Origin of the sequence: Acinetobacter sp. UBA6720 (assembly GCF_002454215.1) — a bacterium.
Lineage (GTDB): Bacteria > Pseudomonadota > Gammaproteobacteria > Pseudomonadales > Moraxellaceae > Acinetobacter.
Genome location: NZ_DKIK01000118.1, coordinates 1 through 16485 on the forward strand (window position 1 = coordinate 1; position 16485 = coordinate 16485).

The 16485-nt window shown below is 42.6% G+C and carries 16 protein-coding genes; 11 read left to right on the top strand and 5 right to left on the bottom strand.

Annotated elements, in window-relative coordinates; genetic code table 11:
* Positions 1-35: 35 nt before the first annotated feature.
* From B4F08_RS10175 to B4F08_RS10190, 4 genes are all read right to left on the bottom strand, one after another.
* Positions 36-896: a methylated-DNA--[protein]-cysteine S-methyltransferase gene (locus tag B4F08_RS10175; RefSeq protein WP_291374301.1), complete on the bottom strand. Its 861-nt coding sequence runs from the start codon at positions 894-896 to the stop codon at positions 36-38.
* Positions 897-1084: 188 nt separating this feature from the next.
* The gene (locus tag B4F08_RS10180; RefSeq protein ID WP_291374302.1) at positions 1085-3391 is read right to left on the bottom strand and encodes a TonB-dependent receptor; all 2307 of its coding nucleotides are present in this window, start codon (positions 3389-3391) and stop codon (positions 1085-1087) included.
* 198 nt (positions 3392-3589) lie between these two features.
* The gene (locus tag B4F08_RS10185; protein ID WP_110974618.1) at positions 3590-3787 is read right to left on the bottom strand and encodes a DUF3565 domain-containing protein; all 198 of its coding nucleotides are present in this window, start codon (positions 3785-3787) and stop codon (positions 3590-3592) included.
* The gene (locus B4F08_RS10190) at positions 3787-4239 is read right to left on the bottom strand and encodes a MarR family winged helix-turn-helix transcriptional regulator (RefSeq protein WP_086210270.1); all 453 of its coding nucleotides are present in this window, start codon (positions 4237-4239) and stop codon (positions 3787-3789) included. The genes B4F08_RS10185 and B4F08_RS10190 overlap by 1 nt, the downstream gene beginning before the upstream one ends.
* 176 nt (positions 4240-4415) lie before the next feature.
* Between B4F08_RS10190 and B4F08_RS10195 the strand changes: the two genes are divergently transcribed.
* From B4F08_RS10195 to lpxC, 9 genes are all read left to right on the top strand, one after another.
* Positions 4416-4898, top strand: coding sequence for a glutathione peroxidase (locus B4F08_RS10195; protein WP_086210269.1), 483 nt, complete (start codon positions 4416-4418; stop codon positions 4896-4898).
* 216 nt (positions 4899-5114) lie between these two features.
* A complete protein-coding gene (gshB, locus tag B4F08_RS10200) occupies positions 5115-6059 on the top strand; it encodes a glutathione synthase (protein WP_086210268.1) in 945 nt (314 codons plus the stop codon).
* A gap of 481 nt (positions 6060-6540) precedes the next feature.
* Entirely contained in the window at positions 6541-7638 is a 1098-nt protein-coding gene (murG, locus tag B4F08_RS10205) for an undecaprenyldiphospho-muramoylpentapeptide beta-N-acetylglucosaminyltransferase (RefSeq protein ID WP_086210267.1), read from the top strand.
* A gap of 12 nt (positions 7639-7650) precedes the next feature.
* Positions 7651-9099: a UDP-N-acetylmuramate--L-alanine ligase gene (gene murC, locus B4F08_RS10210; protein WP_086210266.1), complete on the top strand. Its 1449-nt coding sequence runs from the start codon at positions 7651-7653 to the stop codon at positions 9097-9099.
* A gap of 56 nt (positions 9100-9155) precedes the next feature.
* Positions 9156-10085 carry a D-alanine--D-alanine ligase gene (locus B4F08_RS10215; protein ID WP_086210265.1) on the top strand — a complete coding sequence of 310 codons (930 nt, stop codon included), beginning with the start codon at positions 9156-9158 and terminating at the stop codon, positions 10083-10085.
* Positions 10086-10940 carry a cell division protein FtsQ/DivIB gene (locus B4F08_RS10220; protein ID WP_291374303.1) on the top strand — a complete coding sequence of 285 codons (855 nt, stop codon included), beginning with the start codon at positions 10086-10088 and terminating at the stop codon, positions 10938-10940. It abuts the gene before it with no gap.
* A 66-nt stretch (positions 10941-11006) separates the two neighbouring features.
* Positions 11007-12269: a cell division protein FtsA gene (ftsA, locus tag B4F08_RS10225; protein WP_291374304.1), complete on the top strand. Its 1263-nt coding sequence runs from the start codon at positions 11007-11009 to the stop codon at positions 12267-12269.
* 163 nt (positions 12270-12432) lie between these two features.
* On the top strand, positions 12433-13629 hold the full coding sequence (gene ftsZ / locus B4F08_RS10230; RefSeq protein ID WP_086210262.1) for a cell division protein FtsZ: 1197 nt from the start codon (positions 12433-12435) through the stop codon (positions 13627-13629).
* 123 nt (positions 13630-13752) lie between these two features.
* Positions 13753-14655: a UDP-3-O-acyl-N-acetylglucosamine deacetylase gene (lpxC, locus tag B4F08_RS10235; protein WP_086210261.1), complete on the top strand. Its 903-nt coding sequence runs from the start codon at positions 13753-13755 to the stop codon at positions 14653-14655.
* A gap of 97 nt (positions 14656-14752) precedes the next feature.
* Here lpxC and B4F08_RS10240 read toward each other — a convergent pair whose 3' ends face one another.
* Positions 14753-15193 carry a DUF721 domain-containing protein gene (locus B4F08_RS10240; protein ID WP_086210260.1) on the bottom strand — a complete coding sequence of 147 codons (441 nt, stop codon included), beginning with the start codon at positions 15191-15193 and terminating at the stop codon, positions 14753-14755.
* Between the two features lie 109 nt (positions 15194-15302).
* Here B4F08_RS10240 and B4F08_RS10245 point away from each other — a divergent pair, with 109 nt between their 5' ends.
* Both B4F08_RS10245 and B4F08_RS10250 read left to right on the top strand, forming a co-directional pair.
* The gene (locus B4F08_RS10245) at positions 15303-15983 is read left to right on the top strand and encodes a M23 family metallopeptidase (protein ID WP_086210259.1); all 681 of its coding nucleotides are present in this window, start codon (positions 15303-15305) and stop codon (positions 15981-15983) included.
* A 275-nt stretch (positions 15984-16258) separates the two neighbouring features.
* Positions 16259-16485, top strand: a 227-nt coding sequence (locus tag B4F08_RS10250) for a hypothetical protein (RefSeq protein ID WP_291374305.1), incomplete at its 3' end; no start/stop codon positions are given.

The window sequence follows — 16485 nt, forward strand, 5'->3', positions numbered from 1 at the left end:
TATTTGTGGGACAGCAGTGGCTACTGCTTCCTTTCTTATTCGCTCTCTTTTTCGGTTGATGTTTGGCTATGCGCACCTTCCCAGCCAATCATCGCAGTTTTACGTGTTGTTCCCCACATATAGCCACCACGTTGCCCTGAAGACAGAATGACCCGATGGCAGGGAATTAAAAAGGCAACAGGATTGTTGCCAATGGCTGTTCCGACCGCTCGTGAGGCACGTTCTTGCCCAATCTCTTGAGCAATCTTTGCATAACTGCTGAGCCGTCCCATGGGGATTTTAAGCAGACTTTGCCAAACCTTGAGCTGAAAGTCAGTGCCTTTCAGGTGCAGTTTAATCTCTGATAGGCTGTTTTGATCTTGCTGAAAAATTGCGAGCGCTTTACGTTGTAATTCATCCTGATCTTCAATAAATGTCGCGCGTGGGAACTGTGTTTTTAGATAGATCAATGCATCTTGATTTGTTTCGGTAAAGGCCATATGGCAAATGCCTTTAGGGGTTGAGGCAATCATGACTGAACCAAAAATGGTTTCGGCAAAGCTATAGTGAATGTGGAGTGCTTCACCGCCATGTTTGTATTCTGTGGGAGTCATACCTTCGATTTGAACAAATAAATCATGCAATCTGCTGGTACTAGAAAGGCCCGTGTCAAAGGTTGCTGCAAAAATATTATGTTCTGTGTGATTTTTCAAAACAGACTTGGCATATTCCACACTAATATATTGCAGAAATTTCTTTGGACTGACGCCTGCCCATTCGGTAAATATGCGTTGAAAATGTGTAGGACTTAAATGTACGTGTTCTGCAATTTCGGTCAAACTGGGCTGCTGTTTGAAGTTTTGTTCAATGTATTCAATCGCCCTTGCCACACGTGTGTAGTTGGTATGTTCTGTCATGATGACTCACGGAAATCATTTAACTTAAGAAAACAGTAACAAATCGAGTGAGGCCTGAAAATCCGTTTCTTGCGCTTTATAACAAAAGGCTCAAAGTTTGTATGGATTGGCTCAGTCGTCCTTCGGCAAGCATAAAAAAACGGAACAGTGACCTGTTCCGTTTGAGTTAAAACTTTATTGAAGGCAGTTTAGAACTGGTAGTTTAAACGCATGAGGAAGCTACGAGGGGTACCCGGCATAGAATCCGAACGCCAGTATTCTTTATTGGTTAAGTTGCTGACAGCTAACGTCACGTTCCATGGATCAGCACTATAACCAATGGCAGCATCGACACGTGAGAACGCTTTCATATCCAATGGTTGGTTACTTAAATTGCTATTCGGATAGGCTTTGTAGTCACCCACATAAGTCACACCAACTTCACCATAGAGTTTTTCTGTAGGTAAGTAACGCACAAATACATTACCTGTATGTTCGGGTGCATTATTGAGCACTTTATTCACATTGCCTGGATTTTGCTTGTCTTTTTTAACTTCGGCTTGTAGATAACCATATCCACCACGGACAAAGACATTATCCAAGACGCGACCAATGAAACTAAACTCTAGACCTTTAGATTGATGCTCGCCCGCAGTTGCCCATTCTTCAGGTTTAGTGTCATCTGGCACATAACGAATATTATTTTTGCGAATGTCAAAAACTGAGAGTTGGGTATTTAAACGGTCATCAAACCAGTCACTTTTGACCCCAATTTCATATTGTTCGTTATATTGTGGCTCAGCATTAAAAATTTTCATATTTTGGCTTGCTGATGAAACTGGGTTCACACCCATAGAGCCGCCAAATGGTGCAAAGCTTTTATTGTATGAAGCATAGATGCTGTGCTGATCTGATGGTTGCCAAATGAAACCAATGTTGGGGCTAAAGCTTTCATTATTGATACTACGATGGTAATTGATGTCAGAAGAAGCTAATAATTTATTGGTGGTTGAGGTCTCGTAATAATCATAACGTGCACCGAGCATTACTTTGAAATATTCATTAAAACTAATTAAGTCTTGAATGAAAAAGCCGTAGCTTGTGCCTTCATTATAATTATGCTGAGTAATGGTTTTAGCACCGTTACCACGATTATTCTGTGTTAATTGACCTGTAAGTGGGTCATAAAAACCATCAATTCGACTGCCATTGGCATTTTTATTAGAAAGTTTCGGCTCTCTTTGTTCATAGGTCCAATCGGTACCCACTAAAAGATTATGTTTAATGGCGCCCGTATTAAACTCGCCAGTAATATCCCACGTGTTGGTGGTGGTTCGATTAGATGTTTGCTGCCAGTAATAGTTTTGTGAAATTTTCCGGACATTGTTATAGCAGCGACGTTGATCGACAGGAGTGTAATTAGCATTCAGTGTATTGCTACTTTCACCATTGCTGGTGGTTGCATTCGAAGCACAGTAGGTGCCACCATAAAAATGATCAAAGTCTTGATCTGCTTGTCGGTAACTGGTTGCCCAATGGAATTTCCAATTCGGCGCAAATTCGTAATTTAAATCTGAACGAATGACTTGTAATACATCGTCGACATAATCGCCATTTTGTGCAAAGCCTGTTTTAATGGATGTTCCACTAGGCAAGATACTATAACTTGGACCACGGTCAGGTACTCGCCCTAATTTGTCATAGGTATATTGTGTGGTCCACGTGAGGGTTTCCTCATCATTTTTATACGTGAAACTTGGCGAGATCATCTCAATTTTACTGTCGATGCCTGAACGGAAACTATCTGCTTCACCGTATTCACCTGTTAAACGGACAGCCCAATTGTCATTTAATACTTGGTTAATATCTGCTGTTGCGCCATAAGTGTCATATGAACCGACATAGGTACCGACTGAGCTTTTCGAGTCAAAATTGGCGTATTTACTGACCATGTTGACTACACCACCGCCCGCGCTACGACCATATAACACCGAGGCAGGGCCTTTTAAAATTTCGATCCGTTCAATATTGGCTGTGCTACGGCGGACTTGACCACTTTCACGAATCCCATCACGGTAAATATCACCCGAGTCGGCAGAGAAACCTCGAAGGGTAATGCCATCACCGCGCATATCGTAGCTGGTGGATACCCCTGGTGTGCCTTGTAGCATCACACTGAGGTCATTAGAGCCGTAGATTTTATATTTCTGTACATCAATGGTGTCAATGGTTTGAGGGATGTCTTTTTTCTTTAGACCATTACGGGTGACATTGGCCTGATCATAATCGACATAGCTTTTGATTGGATCAAGTTCACTCATTGCCTCAATTTTTAAGGTGGGTAGAACTGCTGCTGTGCCCGATTTGTTTGTCATCGCTTGAGAGGGTGGGTTCTCATTATTTTGTAGTGTTGCTTCATCTGCATAGGCTGCATGTGCACTTAAAATCATAAAGCTGAGTAAGCTATATTTGAATAGAGCGGAGCCACGGAGTGGGTAGGCTTGAAGTTTGGTCATGGGGAAGGCTCAGAGAGATTAAATGGGTAATAAAAGTGAGAATTATAATCATTTACTAAAAATGAACAAGACTTCGTGGAAAATTCATTTTTCCTACATAATTGGATTGGGTTTAAAAGAATGGCTAAAGGTGCTGTTTAATTATTTTAATTAGTTGATATGTAATAAATTTAAAATCAGAAGGACATTGGAAAAGCATTATTGAACAGGATTTTCCAGACATTTCTTACAGTTTAAAAGAACGCCGATTTTTTCTTGGCGTCCGTGCTCAGTTAGTACCCACGGGCGGTTTTGCCATGGTGGCGTATGGCGGACATGCTGTGTGTGACCGCAGGCAAGCTCAGCTACCCAATGATGTTCTTCATCGAGATGAAAACCAATAATCGCTTGTTGCATTAAGCATCTCGACCAGCGTGTTGGGTCTGTTCCAAACCATTTAAAAAACGCTGACACAGTTGATGGATAGTCGCCAAATCATGAGGATCTAGACCTAAAGAACATGCCAGTTCAAATGGAATCGCCATAATTTTGTCTTTAGCTAGGAGTGCTTTTTCCAGAAGCACGACTTTTTTCATACGTTCATCTTCCTTGACTGCGACACGCTTTAAAAATTGTTTTTCTTCTAGCTTCTTAATAATGGGGGTTAAGGTGCCTGAGTCAAAAAAAGTTTTTTGTCCAATTTCAGTCAACGTCACATTGTCCTGCTCATATAGAGCCAATAAAACAATAAACTGCGGATAGGTCAGATCATAGGCTTGTAGGCGTGGGCGGTATTGACGGACCATGGCATTGGTTGCGGAATACATGGCAAAACACACGCGGTTTTCTAAAAGTGGGGTGTCAGCCATGTTGCATGTCCTTGAGGATTGGTATTTAGAAAACAGTATAAATGAAATGGAGGTGGAAGTATATTGCGTGTAATAAACTTGCACACAAGTTAATTGTGTGCAATATTATTTGCCGCTATAGGTCAACCCTTGAAGCGACTTTAACGAATGATATTTTGATGAATGGAAGAGATGTAATGACGACAATTTATGATTTTCAGGCCGAGCTGTTGGAAGGCGAGCAAAAAAATCTAGCCGACTATCAGGGCAAAGTTTTATTGGTGGTGAATACCGCGAGCCAATGTGGTTTAACCCCACAATTTGAAGGTTTGGAACAGTTATATCAGGACTACCAACAACAAGGTCTTTTAGTTTTAGGTTTTCCATGTAACCAATTTGCGCAGCAAGACCCTGCGAGTAATGAAGAGATCGGCAGTTTTTGTCAGCGTAATTATGGGGTTTCTTTCCCGATGTTTGCTAAGGTTGATGTGAATGGTCCTACTGCGCATCCGCTGTATCAGTATTTAACGTCTGAGGCGAAAGGCATTTTAGGCAGCCAAAGGATCAAATGGAATTTCACCAAGTTTCTGATTAATCAAAAAGGGCAGGTGGTGAAACGTTATGCGCCGATCGTTAAACCTGAAAAAATTGCTCAGGATATTCAACGCCTTTTGGCTTAAGTTGAAGCCATTTGCGAGGAAGGTGGAAATAGCAGTAGATTTACTGTTTCTTTCCACCAAGTAAGCACTTTGAATTTATTTAATAATGCTAATGTATTGTAGCTAATTGAATAAAATAGATTTTTTAATCTTTAATTAATACACAACTTGTTGTGCCCAAAGCTGAAAACTTCGCTATACTTTTTGCCAAGTTTTAAAAATATGAGCGTGAGACTTATGCGTGTACTGGTAGTGATGGACCCGATTGAAACGGTGAATCTGAAAAAAGATTCTACGATGGCAATGTTATGGGCAGCAAGCCGTCGCGGGCACGAGCTGGGTTATGCATTACAACACGATTTATATATCGACCAAGGCAAAGCCTTTGGTCTGATTTCTCCCTTAAAAGTGTTTGAAGATTACGATCATTATTATGATTTGGGCGAACCACAAAAAGAGTCCTTGGCGGATTACGATGTGATCTTGATGCGTAAAGATCCACCGTTCGACATGAACTTTGTGTATACCACTTATATTTTGGAACAAGCGGAACGTGAAGGCGCGTGGATTATCAATAAACCACAGTCCTTACGTGATTGTAATGAAAAACTGTTTGCTACGCAGTTCCCTGAACTTCAAGTTCCTACACTGGTGACTTCACAACAAAGCCTGATCCGTGAATTTATCAAAGAACATGGTGATGTGATTGTGAAGCCTCTTGATGGGATGGGTGGCATGGGAATTTTCCGCTTATATCAAGATGGTGTGAACATCGGCTCAACTCTAGAAATGCTGACTGAAATGGGTACACGTCCGATTATGGCGCAGCGGTATATTCCTGAAATTGTTGAAGGAGATAAACGCATCTTGCTGATCAATGGTGAACCGATTCCCTACTGTTTGGCGCGTATTCCGCAAAACGGTGAAGTGCGTGGGAACTTGGCTGCAGGTGGTTTGGGTCAAGCCCGTCCCTTGACTGAAAATGATAAGGCGATTGCCGCGAAAGTGGGACCCTTCTTACGTGAAAAAGGATTGGTTTTTGTTGGACTCGATGTGATTGGCAACTATGTGACCGAAATTAATGTGACTAGCCCAACCTGTATTCGTGAGATTGATGCACAATTTGGTACTTCGATTGCCGATACTTTATTTGATGTCTTGGAAGCAGGTAAAGCCAGCTAAATCGACAGAAAGAGGAACCTGAAAAGGTTCCTTTTTTATTTCAATGAATAGGGAAGTTTTGAAATAAGGACATGGCTTACCGCAAAGTGTATAAATTGGGTTGAAGATAAATCACACAGTGCTACATGGCATGACAAATTTTCATTCTGTTCAAATGTTTCAGCTCAGAGGGTATTTCTATTTGCTAAAAATGAGGTTCCCATTCTTTTAGAGTTATATTAAATAATTGATTAAAATCATCTTCAATGTTTTATTTTTAGATATAAAACATGGTGCTGTCGAGCTTAAATGTGTGTGGTAGTTTGAGTAAAAATGTATATCTGATAACAAATCTAGTTTAAACTCGAAAATCAGTAGAAAAAAACAATCAAATGCCTGTTGAAAAAAAGTAAATAATCTTTCGCGGTTATGCGTTTGTGATTACAATTGATCGCTTAAAATTGAATTTTGTTTCCATATTTTAGAATTGAAGAATTAGACTGTGACCGAAGCAACACAAACAAAGCCGAAACATGTAATGATGATGGCTGCCGGAACGGGTGGACATGTTTTTCCAGCACTTGCTGTGGCTAAGGAATTACAGCAACAAGGCTGCCAAGTCTCATGGCTTGCTACGCCTACAGGTATGGAAAATCGCCTACTTAAAAATCACGATATCCCGATTTATCAAATTGACATTCAAGGTGTGCGTGGCAATGGCTTAGTCCGCAAAGTATTGGCACCCTTTAAAATTTTAAAAGCCACGCTAAGCGCAATGCGCTATATGAAGCAGCTCAAAGTCGATGCGGTTGCAGGCTTTGGGGGCTATGTTGCTGGGCCGGGTGGATTGGCTGCGCGTGCACTGGGTATTCCAGTGATTATTCATGAGCAAAATGCGATTGCGGGTTTTACCAATACGCAGCTATCACGTATTGCAAAAACAGTATGTCAAGCTTTTCCAAATACCTTTGCTGTACAAGATAAAATTGTGACCACGGGTAATCCCGTCCGCAAAGAAATTACGGAAATTTTAAATCCGTCTTGGCGCTATCAAGAGCGTCAAAAAGCTGGCGTGCCACTGCGTATCTTAATTGTTGGCGGTTCGTTGGGCGCACAAGCGTTAAATGAACGCATTCCTGAAGCCTTGAAGCAACTCAATGTGCCTTTAAGCGTTTATCATCAGTGTGGTCAAAACCATGCAGAGGCGACACAAGCGCGCTATGCCGATGCACCTGAACAGCTTCAAGTTGAGGTTCAACCTTTTATTGAAGATATGGCTCAAGCCTATAGCGATGCTGACTTAATTATTTGCCGTGCTGGGGCGTTAACCGTGACTGAGATTGCCACTGCTGGTGTGGCTGCAGTGTTTGTTCCGCTGCCGAGTGCAGTGGATGATCACCAAACGGCCAATGCAAAGTTTTTAGCCAATATCGGTGCAGCCAAAATTTGCCCACAAGCAAGTATGACGTCCGAAAGTTTAAAAGAATTATTATTACCCTTGATGAACCGTCAGTTATTGTCTGAAATGGCAGTGAAAGCACGTCAGCAAGCACAACCCGATGCAACCCAACAAGTGGTTCGTTTAATTCAAGCATTGTAAACCGAGTATTTTATGTCACCATCTACACCTGCTGATCAAGCAAAAAAACTTATTAAAGTGCCAGAAATGCGTCGTATTAAGCACATCCATTTTATTGGAATTGGTGGTGCGGGCATGTGTGGTATTGCAGAAGTGCTCAAGAACCAAGGCTATAAAGTCTCAGGTTCGGATATCAAGGCGTCAAAGACAACAGCACAGCTTGAAGAAAATGGCATCAAAGTTTATATCGGTCATACGGCTGAAAATATTCAAGGTGCCAACGTGATTGTGGTGTCAACTGCGATTGATGCTGAAAACCCTGAAATCAAAGCAGCACTTGAAACCCGTACACCAGTGGTCCGCCGTGCAGAAATGCTGGGTGAGCTGATGCGTTACCGTCATGGGATTGCTGTTGCGGGAACGCATGGTAAAACCACGACCACAAGCCTAGTCACTTGTATGTTGGCAGAAGAAAACCTTGATCCAACCTATGTGATTGGTGGTTTATTGAACCGTACTGGTGTGAATGCTGCGCTCGGTGCGAGTCGTTTTATCGTGGCTGAAGCGGATGAATCAGATGCTTCATTCCTGCATTTGCAACCGATGGCCACCATCGTGACCAACATTGATGCAGACCACATGGACACTTACGGCGGTAGCTTCGATGTTTTAAAAGATACTTTTGTACAGTTCTTACAAAAACTTCCATTTTACGGCTTGGCTGTGGTGTGTGGCGATGATGCCAACATTCGTGAAATCATGCCACGTATTGGTCGTCCATTGATCACCTATGGTTTTAATGAAGACAATGACATTCGTGCCGTGGATATTGAACAAGAAGGTATGCAGTCGCACTTTACCGTCTTGCGTAAAGATCGTGAGCCTTTACGTTTAACCATCAATTTGCCAGGTTTGCATAATATTTTAAATGCACTAGCAGCGATTGGGATTGCGACCGATGAAGGTGTATCTGATGCTGCGATTGCTCGTGCGTTGGAAAGTTTCAGCGGTGTGGGTCGTCGTTTCCAAGTACAGGGCGAATTTGACATTGAAGGTGGCAATGTGAAATTGGTGGATGACTATGGTCACCATCCAAAAGAAGTCGAAGCGACCATTAAAGCTGCACGTGCAAGCCATCCAGACCGTCGTTTAGTGATGATGTTCCAACCGCACCGTTTTAGCCGTACGCGTGACTGTTTCGATGACTTTGTGGATGTACTGTCACATGTCGATCAGTTGTTGCTGCTTGAGGTCTATCCTGCGGGTGAAAAACCGATTGTCGGTGCAGATAGTCGTTCACTGGCACGTAGTATTCGGTTACGTGGCGATGTAGAGCCGATCTTGATTGATCCCGTTGAAGGTAATCTGCAACATGCCTTGAAAAAAGTGTTACAAGCAGATGACTTGTTATTGACGCAAGGCGCAGGTAATGTGGGTGCTATCTCGATTGAGCTGGCAAACAATCATTTGTATTTAAAATAATCACGCTTTGTGATTACTCAATCAATAAAACAGTTATAAAGTTTAAGGATATCAACGTGTCAAATGCTTCAAAATTCGGCAAAGTTGCTGTGTTGCTTGGTGGTAAATCTGCTGAGCGTGAGGTTTCTCTAGATAGTGGTACTGCTGTACTTGACGCATTGGTTCGTTCGGGCGTGAATGCTGAAGCTTTTGACCCGCAAGAACGTAGTGTGACCGAATTGGTGGGGTATGATCGTGCGTTTATTGTGTTGCATGGTCGCGGTGGAGAAGATGGTCAAATTCAAGGCGTCTTGGAGTGGTTGAATATTCCATATACGGGAACTGGTGTGCAAGGTTCTGCAATCGGAATGGATAAAGTGAAAACCAAGCAAGTTTGGCAGGGTTCAGACTTACCTACAGCACCTTATCGCATTATTAGCCAAGAGTCAGATTTGGCTGAAGTGGTGGCGAGCTTGGGGCTTCCGTTGATTATCAAGCCAGTACATGAAGGCTCAAGTGTTGGTATGAGTAAGGTTGAAAAAGCAGAAGATTTGGCGGCTGCAATTGCCAAAGCGACGCAACACGATGCTGTGGTGATGGCTGAAAAATGGATTACGGGACGTGAGTTCACCATTTCATTCTTAAACGGTCAACCGTTGCCTGTGATTCGCCTGCAACCGCCTGCGGATGTGGCGTTTTATGACTATGAAGCAAAATATCAACGTAATGATGTGGAATACGGAATTCCGTGCGGTTTAAGCATTGAAGAAGAGCAAAAGTTGCAAGCGCTTTGCCTTCGTGCATTCCAAGCGGTAGGTGCAAGTGGTTGGGGCCGTATTGATGCGATGCAAGATGAGCAAGGCAACTTTTGGCTCCTTGAAGTGAATACTGTACCAGGTATGACCAGTCACTCTTTGGTGCCGAAAGCGGCAAATGCAGTGGGTTACAGCTTCGATGCGCTTTGTGTGCAAATTTTAGAGCAAACACTGACAGGTGCGACTCACTAAATGGCGCAATTACCAGCTTCTATGCGCCGCAAACGCGCAGCGATTACGTCGATACACGATAAACCACCAACGCGTAAGGAAAAGCTTGCGAATTTTGGTGGTTGGGTGATGTTGGTCGTTGCAATAGCGGTCTTGTTGGTTGGTATTTATGGCTTATATCAAGTCATGACAGATGCACGCGTGGCTGAACTCGATGTGGTTGGCGCGCGTTCTGACGCGGAAAAGAGTCAGGTCATGGGGCATGTGTCACCGACCATCACCCATAACTATTTCACCTCAGATTTAGAAGACATTCGCGATCGAACTTTAGAGTTGGCTTGGATTGATCGTGTGGTGGTTTCGCGTGCGTGGCCGAATGCGATTCGCGTTCGTGTCATGCCAAAGCATGCTATTGCACGTTGGGGGACAGGGCGTCTCTTAAGTGATAGTGGTGATGTGTTTAGCGAAGTGACACCGAAAAATAATCAAAATTTACCGTTATTGCACGGCCCAATCAGTCAATCAAAAATGATGATGCGCCGTTATAATGAAATTAATCAGTTATTCCAACCAGTCAACCTGCGTTTAAAAGAATTATATTTAACGGAGCGGATGACTTGGTTTATGCAGTTCGATTCGGGTTTACGTGTTATCGTAGATCAGGATCAAACCATGAGTAAACTACAACGCTTGAGTTATTTGGCTCAAAGTGATTTGAAGCCAGTTTGGGACAAAGTATCCGCTATTGATTTGCGTTATCGGAATGGCTTAGCCATTCAATGGAAGAATACTGCTGCACCAAAGATAGCAAATGGTCATTTTGTTGTAACGATTGATGACACAAGCATTGCAGGTGGAGTGGCAGCAAAGCCATAATACTTGGCTTTAAAACAGAGGCATAAAGCCATAAATTAAACAAACATGTGATGGTAGTAGTAAATAATGAATGAAGCGGTTCCCTCAGTTGTTGCGATTGACATTGGGACGCACAAAGTTTCAGTTTTGATTGGTAAGGTACATGCGCCAGATAATATCCAAGTGATAGGAATGGCAACTGCTCGTAACCGAGGCATGAATAAAGGAAAAATTGTAAGTCTTGATAAAGTCATTACAGCAATAAAAAATGCCGTGCAAGAAGCAGAAGATATGGCCGAATGCCGTGTCCATTCCGCATGGGTATCTATTCCCAGTGCAGAGTTAAAGAGCTTTTATGCGTCGGGACGAACACCAGTTGAAAATACTGACCATACAATTACAACAAGTGAAGTGGTTCGTGCATTAGAGTTGGCCAAAGCTAGCCACATGACCTCGGATCATTATCTGGTCAGTGCGGTTCCGTTGGGCTTTGAGCTAGATGACTCACCAGAATGGGTACAGAACCCAATACGTATGTCTGCACATAGTATGATTGGTCATTATCAACTGATGATGTTACCAATTAGTACTATGCAAAACCTTGATCGCGCACTTAAAGGTGCCAATATCGGGGTGGAAAAGTTGGTCGTATCTTGTTTGGCAACGGCAGAAGCAAGTCTGCTCAAAGATGAAAAAGAGTATGGCGTCTGTTTAGTGGATATTGGTGCAGGTACCACCAACATTGCGGTGTATTTAGATGGGCGTTTAGCACTGACGCATACTTTACAGCGTGGTGGTGAGCATGTCACCCGAGATATTGCTGCTGTGTTACAAACAACCACTGAAGAAGCGGAACGAATTAAACTACTCTATGGTTGTGTTGATATTAAATCGGTTAAACCAGACCATATGATTCAGATTCAAGGGATTGATGGTCCGCAAACGATTAGCCGTATTGAGTTGACTGAGATTGTGGTTGCACGTTATGAGGAAATCTTAGGTCAAGTACGCCAAGAACTTGAGCGGAATGGTGCAATCCATGGTTTGTATCATGGTGTGGTCCTAACCGGTGATGCCAGCCAAATTGAAGGCATGGTGACGTTGGCACGTCGTATGTTGGGCGTATCAGCACATTTGGGTAATCCGCCTGTGCATGTGACAGCAGACGAGCAAAATATTGCAGCATTACGTCGTTCGCAGTATGCCACAGCAGCGGGTTTGTTGATGTTTAGTCAAAGTGAAACACAAGAAACGATTGTTGAGCCTGAAGATACAGAAAAACTATCGCTATTCAAACGCGTTGGGCGTGCTTGGTCTGGACTCAATGACAAGCTGAAATCTGTTTTTTAAGTTGAATTTTTTTGGAATATTGTTAAGAAGTTGTACAACGCATCGCTTAAACTTGACAAGCTATGGCTTGCACAGCATGCTTAAAAGCAATTTTGTTTATTAAGATCAAGGCAGTATACGGGCTTAAGTGACTGCCAATAACGAATTAGGAAATCTATAGGTCATGGCCTCATTTGAATTTTTAGAAGATGATCAAACCGATAGCAACGGTCAAGCCCGTTTTACTGTGTTTGGTGTTGGTGGTGCAGGTGGTAATGCCGTACAACACATGCTTGAGTCAGACATTCAAGGTGTAAAATTTGTATGTGCCAATACGGACAAGCAAGCGCTAGACCGTATGAATGCACAATTCAAAATCCAGTTGGGTGAACAAAGTACTCGTGGCTTAGGTGCAGGTGCCAATCCGAATGTGGGTCAAGCAGCGGCTGAAGAAAGCCGTGACTTGATTCGTCAGCACCTTGAAGGCACTGATATGGTGTTTGTGACTGCGGGTATGGGCGGTGGTACAGGTACAGGTGCAGCACCAGTGGTTGCTGAAATTGCCAAAGAAATGGGTATCTTAACCGTAGGCGTGGTAACGACACCATTTAACTTTGAAGGTAAGCGTCGCCTTCAATCTGCTGAGCAAGGGATTGAAGCATTAGAAGCGCATGTAGATTCTTTAATCATCATTCCAAACCAACGCTTGTTAAAAGTTTTCCGTGACATCTCAATGAAAGATGCCTACAAAAAAGCCGATGATGTTCTTCTTAATGCGGTACGTAGTATCTTTGATTTGGTGGTACGCCCAGGTCATATTAACCTTGACTTCGCTGACTTGAAAACAGCGATGAGCACACGTGGTTATGCCATGATGGGTGCTGGTTTAGGTCGTGGTGAGAACCGCGCACGTCAAGCGGCTGAACAAGCGATCCGTAGCCCGTTGCTAGATAATGTGACCATCATGAATGCCAAAGGTATTCTCATCAATGTAACGGGCGGCGATGATGTCACCTTTGGTGAAATCGAAGAAATTACTGATGTTGTGAACCAAATTGTCGATCTAGACGAAGGCCAAGTGTTCTACGGCACAGTATTTGATCCAGATGCGCGTGATGAAATCAGTGTCACTGTGATTGCAACTGGCTTGACTCGAAATTCAGCAGATTCTGCTGAGCCCGTGAAACGTCCAAATGCACATGTGCAAGTAGCACAACATGGGCATACAACGCAAGCGGTAGTTGAAGATGATGATGTACCAGCAATCCAGCGTCAGAACCAAGATGCGGCTGCGACAGCAAATTCTGCATCTGCTGTGAGTGCGGCGCGCCCAACACCAATGAGTATTCAAGATTATTTGAAAAATCAACAACGTAAGTAGTGCTTGCCCGTGTGGTAATTCCGCATTATTTGAAGAAAAGGTAGTCTCTGACTACCTTTTTGTTTTTTATCAATGGCTAAATATGCTAACGTATAGCGGTTTAGTGGTGAGATGATATGAAACATGTTGAAACAAAGAACTTTACAACGTGTCGTAAAAGCAAGCGGTATTGGTCTGCATAGTGGGCAAAAAGTTTTAATTAACTTTGTGCCACATCATGCGGACGGTGGAATTGTATTTCGTCGTATTGATCTTAACCCACCTGTAGACATTCTTGCCAATGCAATGCTAATTCAAGAAGCATTTATGTGTTCTAACTTGGTTCAAGAGGATACCAAGGTGGGTACCATTGAACATGTCATGAGTGCGATAGCTGGTCTGGGCATTGATAATCTGATTATTGAAGTGTCTGCATCTGAAGTGCCAATTATGGATGGTAGTGCTGGCCCTTTCATTTACTTGCTCATGCAAGGCGGCCTAAAAGAACTAGATGCCCCTAAAAAATTTATAAAAATTCTAAAGCCTGTTGAAGCACTCATTGACGACAAACGCGCCATTTTCAGCCCACATAAAGGGTTTCAACTGAATTTTACTATTGATTTTGATCACCCCGCCTTTAAGAAAGAATATCAGTCAGCCACTATTGATTTTTCAACTGAAACCTTCGTTTATGAAGTCAGTGAAGCCCGTACTTTTGGTTTTATGAAGGATTTGGATTATCTCAAGGCCAATAATTTGGCTTTGGGGGCCAGTTTAGATAATGCAATTGGGGTTGATGAAACAGGTGTAGTGAATGAAGAAGGTTTACGCTTTTCGGATGAATTTGTTCGTCACAAAATATTAGACGCCGTCGGTGATCTTTATCTGCTTGGTCACCAAATTATTGCTAAATTTGATGGATATAAGTCAGGCCATGCTTTGAATAATCAGTTATTACGCAATGTTAAAAGTGACCCAAGTAGCTATGAAATTGTAACATTTGATGACGAAGATCAGTGTCCAATTCCATACGTGAGTGTGACTTAAGTCATTGTCTTTGCTATGTGATGTTATATTGTAACTTTTGATATTGTGATGTATTTCACATTTAAGTAATTGGGTTTAGACCGTATTCAAAGCTGGGTTACTTTTTTTTGCTTGCCAAACGGCGCATTGCTTGGCTAAGCTTAGGGTCGCTCACAAAGTCAGCAGCACCTCGAATTAGATCTTGAGTTTCGGTGCTGAGCGATCTTGAAATAGATTGTATTTTTGCGGGTGTTTGGGATGGGATTCTCAAACGAACTTGGAGTTTTTGTAAGTCCTTAAACTCGTCAAGTTGCGACAGTTGTGCAATATATTGTTTTTGAAGGTAACCAAGTTGACTAATCATCGCTTGATTTTCGCCGGTAATCGTCAAAATACCATATTGATAACAAACAACCTGCCACTGCTCTGGTTGCGGTAGGATAGGTTGGATCAGTTTAGTGAGTTTCTGCCATGCAGCAACTTGCTTTGAGAGAAACGTTAAGTTTCCTGTTTTTATGTGTTTTCTTGTTTGTTGAAAGAGATTCACTGGTTCGGACATACATATTTCCTTCATGTTGATGTCTTAATCTTATGCGTTCTTTTCAGTAGATATCAAGGACGAGATCACGCAAGAAATGTTTGTAAGAACAGTTTGAAGAGGTTTTTTTATGCATATGCGACGTATTTTGTTGGCTTTTTCTTTTGCGGCATCGGCTGCGTCTGTGGCCTTCGCCGATTTAGTTGAGCTCAATACAAATAACGCATCTTCGGATCGAATTGAGCAACTGACACGCACTTTGTCAGAAGGTGCTTATACTGCAGATGATATTGATCTTCCTGCTGAAACGAAAATGTCAGTGCAGCTCCGTGAGAAAACAGTTGAGCTTAACAATGCTTCACTGGCTAAAAAATACGGCTCAGAATCTTCTTCAAAAGGTTTTTCAAACAACCCTCATTCATGGCTAATTGCACATCCATTACCAAGCGCACGGGTCAGTTCAAACTATGGCGGTCGTACGATGAATGGTCGTGCAGAACGTCATTCAGGCCTTGATCTTGCTGCACCAAGTGGTACTCCAATTTACGCAACAGGCCCAGGAATTGTGACCAAGTCAGGTTGGGGTACAGGTTATGGGCAATATGTTGAAATTAACCATGGTAACGGGTATATCACACGTTATGCACATGCTTCACGTTTAATCGCTCGTGTTGGTGACCGTGTAGACGCTGGTGAGCATATTGCGAATGTGGGCTGTACAGGTCGTTGTACTGGCCCACACTTACACTATGAAGTAGTTAAAGATGGTCAACGTAAAAACCCATCGACTTATCTCGCAATGTTGCCTTAATCCGTTTTGAACGATGATCCGAACTTACCGTTGGTCTGATGTTTGAAAAGGAATACAGGTCTGACGTAACCTAAATTAGCATCAAAAAATCGCATTAAATGTATAAAAAACCGCCTAAATTGGCGGTTTTTTGTTAACTTGGGTAACGAATGGTCAATGACTATTTAGCTGCTAAATAGTAGGGGTGGGCCATATTCAGCTGTAGCGATACTCTTATAGGACGAAAGTATGATACATATTAGCTCATAAGATTAGGATATCGAAATAGGTGAATTATGGCGTTTTATGGTGATACTGACGCGCAAGAAACGCAAGAATGGCAAGATGCGTTTGACTCCGTTTTACAACACATGGGGACTGAGCGTGCAGCTTTTCTACTGGAAAAACTGTATCAACAAGCAATCGCTAAACATGTCCCTATTCAGCGTTTAAACACGCCTTATTTAAATACAATTTCAGTGGCTGAAGAACCTGCAATGCCAGGCGATCAAGACATGGAGCG

Excerpts from the sequence above, each read along its gene's own strand:
- B4F08_RS10175 (WP_291374301.1), bottom strand. The coding sequence starts at position 896 with ATGACAGAACATACCAACTACACACGTGTGGCAAGGGCGATTGAATAC.
- B4F08_RS10180 (WP_291374302.1), bottom strand. The coding sequence starts at position 3,391 with ATGACCAAACTTCAAGCCTACCCACTCCGTGGCTCCGCTCTATTCAAA.
- B4F08_RS10185 (WP_110974618.1), bottom strand. The coding sequence starts at position 3,787 with ATGCAACAAGCGATTATTGGTTTTCATCTCGATGAAGAACATCATTGG.
- B4F08_RS10190 (WP_086210270.1), bottom strand. The coding sequence starts at position 4,239 with ATGGCTGACACCCCACTTTTAGAAAACCGCGTGTGTTTTGCCATGTAT.
- B4F08_RS10195 (WP_086210269.1), top strand. The coding sequence starts at position 4,416 with ATGACGACAATTTATGATTTTCAGGCCGAGCTGTTGGAAGGCGAGCAA.
- gshB (WP_086210268.1), top strand. The coding sequence starts at position 5,115 with ATGCGTGTACTGGTAGTGATGGACCCGATTGAAACGGTGAATCTGAAA.
- murC (WP_086210266.1), top strand. The coding sequence starts at position 7,651 with ATGTCACCATCTACACCTGCTGATCAAGCAAAAAAACTTATTAAAGTG.
- B4F08_RS10220 (WP_291374303.1), top strand. The coding sequence starts at position 10,086 with ATGGCGCAATTACCAGCTTCTATGCGCCGCAAACGCGCAGCGATTACG.
- ftsA (WP_291374304.1), top strand. The coding sequence starts at position 11,007 with ATGAATGAAGCGGTTCCCTCAGTTGTTGCGATTGACATTGGGACGCAC.
- ftsZ (WP_086210262.1), top strand. The coding sequence starts at position 12,433 with ATGGCCTCATTTGAATTTTTAGAAGATGATCAAACCGATAGCAACGGT.
- lpxC (WP_086210261.1), top strand. The coding sequence starts at position 13,753 with ATGTTGAAACAAAGAACTTTACAACGTGTCGTAAAAGCAAGCGGTATT.
- B4F08_RS10240 (WP_086210260.1), bottom strand. The coding sequence starts at position 15,193 with ATGTCCGAACCAGTGAATCTCTTTCAACAAACAAGAAAACACATAAAA.
- B4F08_RS10245 (WP_086210259.1), top strand. The coding sequence starts at position 15,303 with ATGCATATGCGACGTATTTTGTTGGCTTTTTCTTTTGCGGCATCGGCT.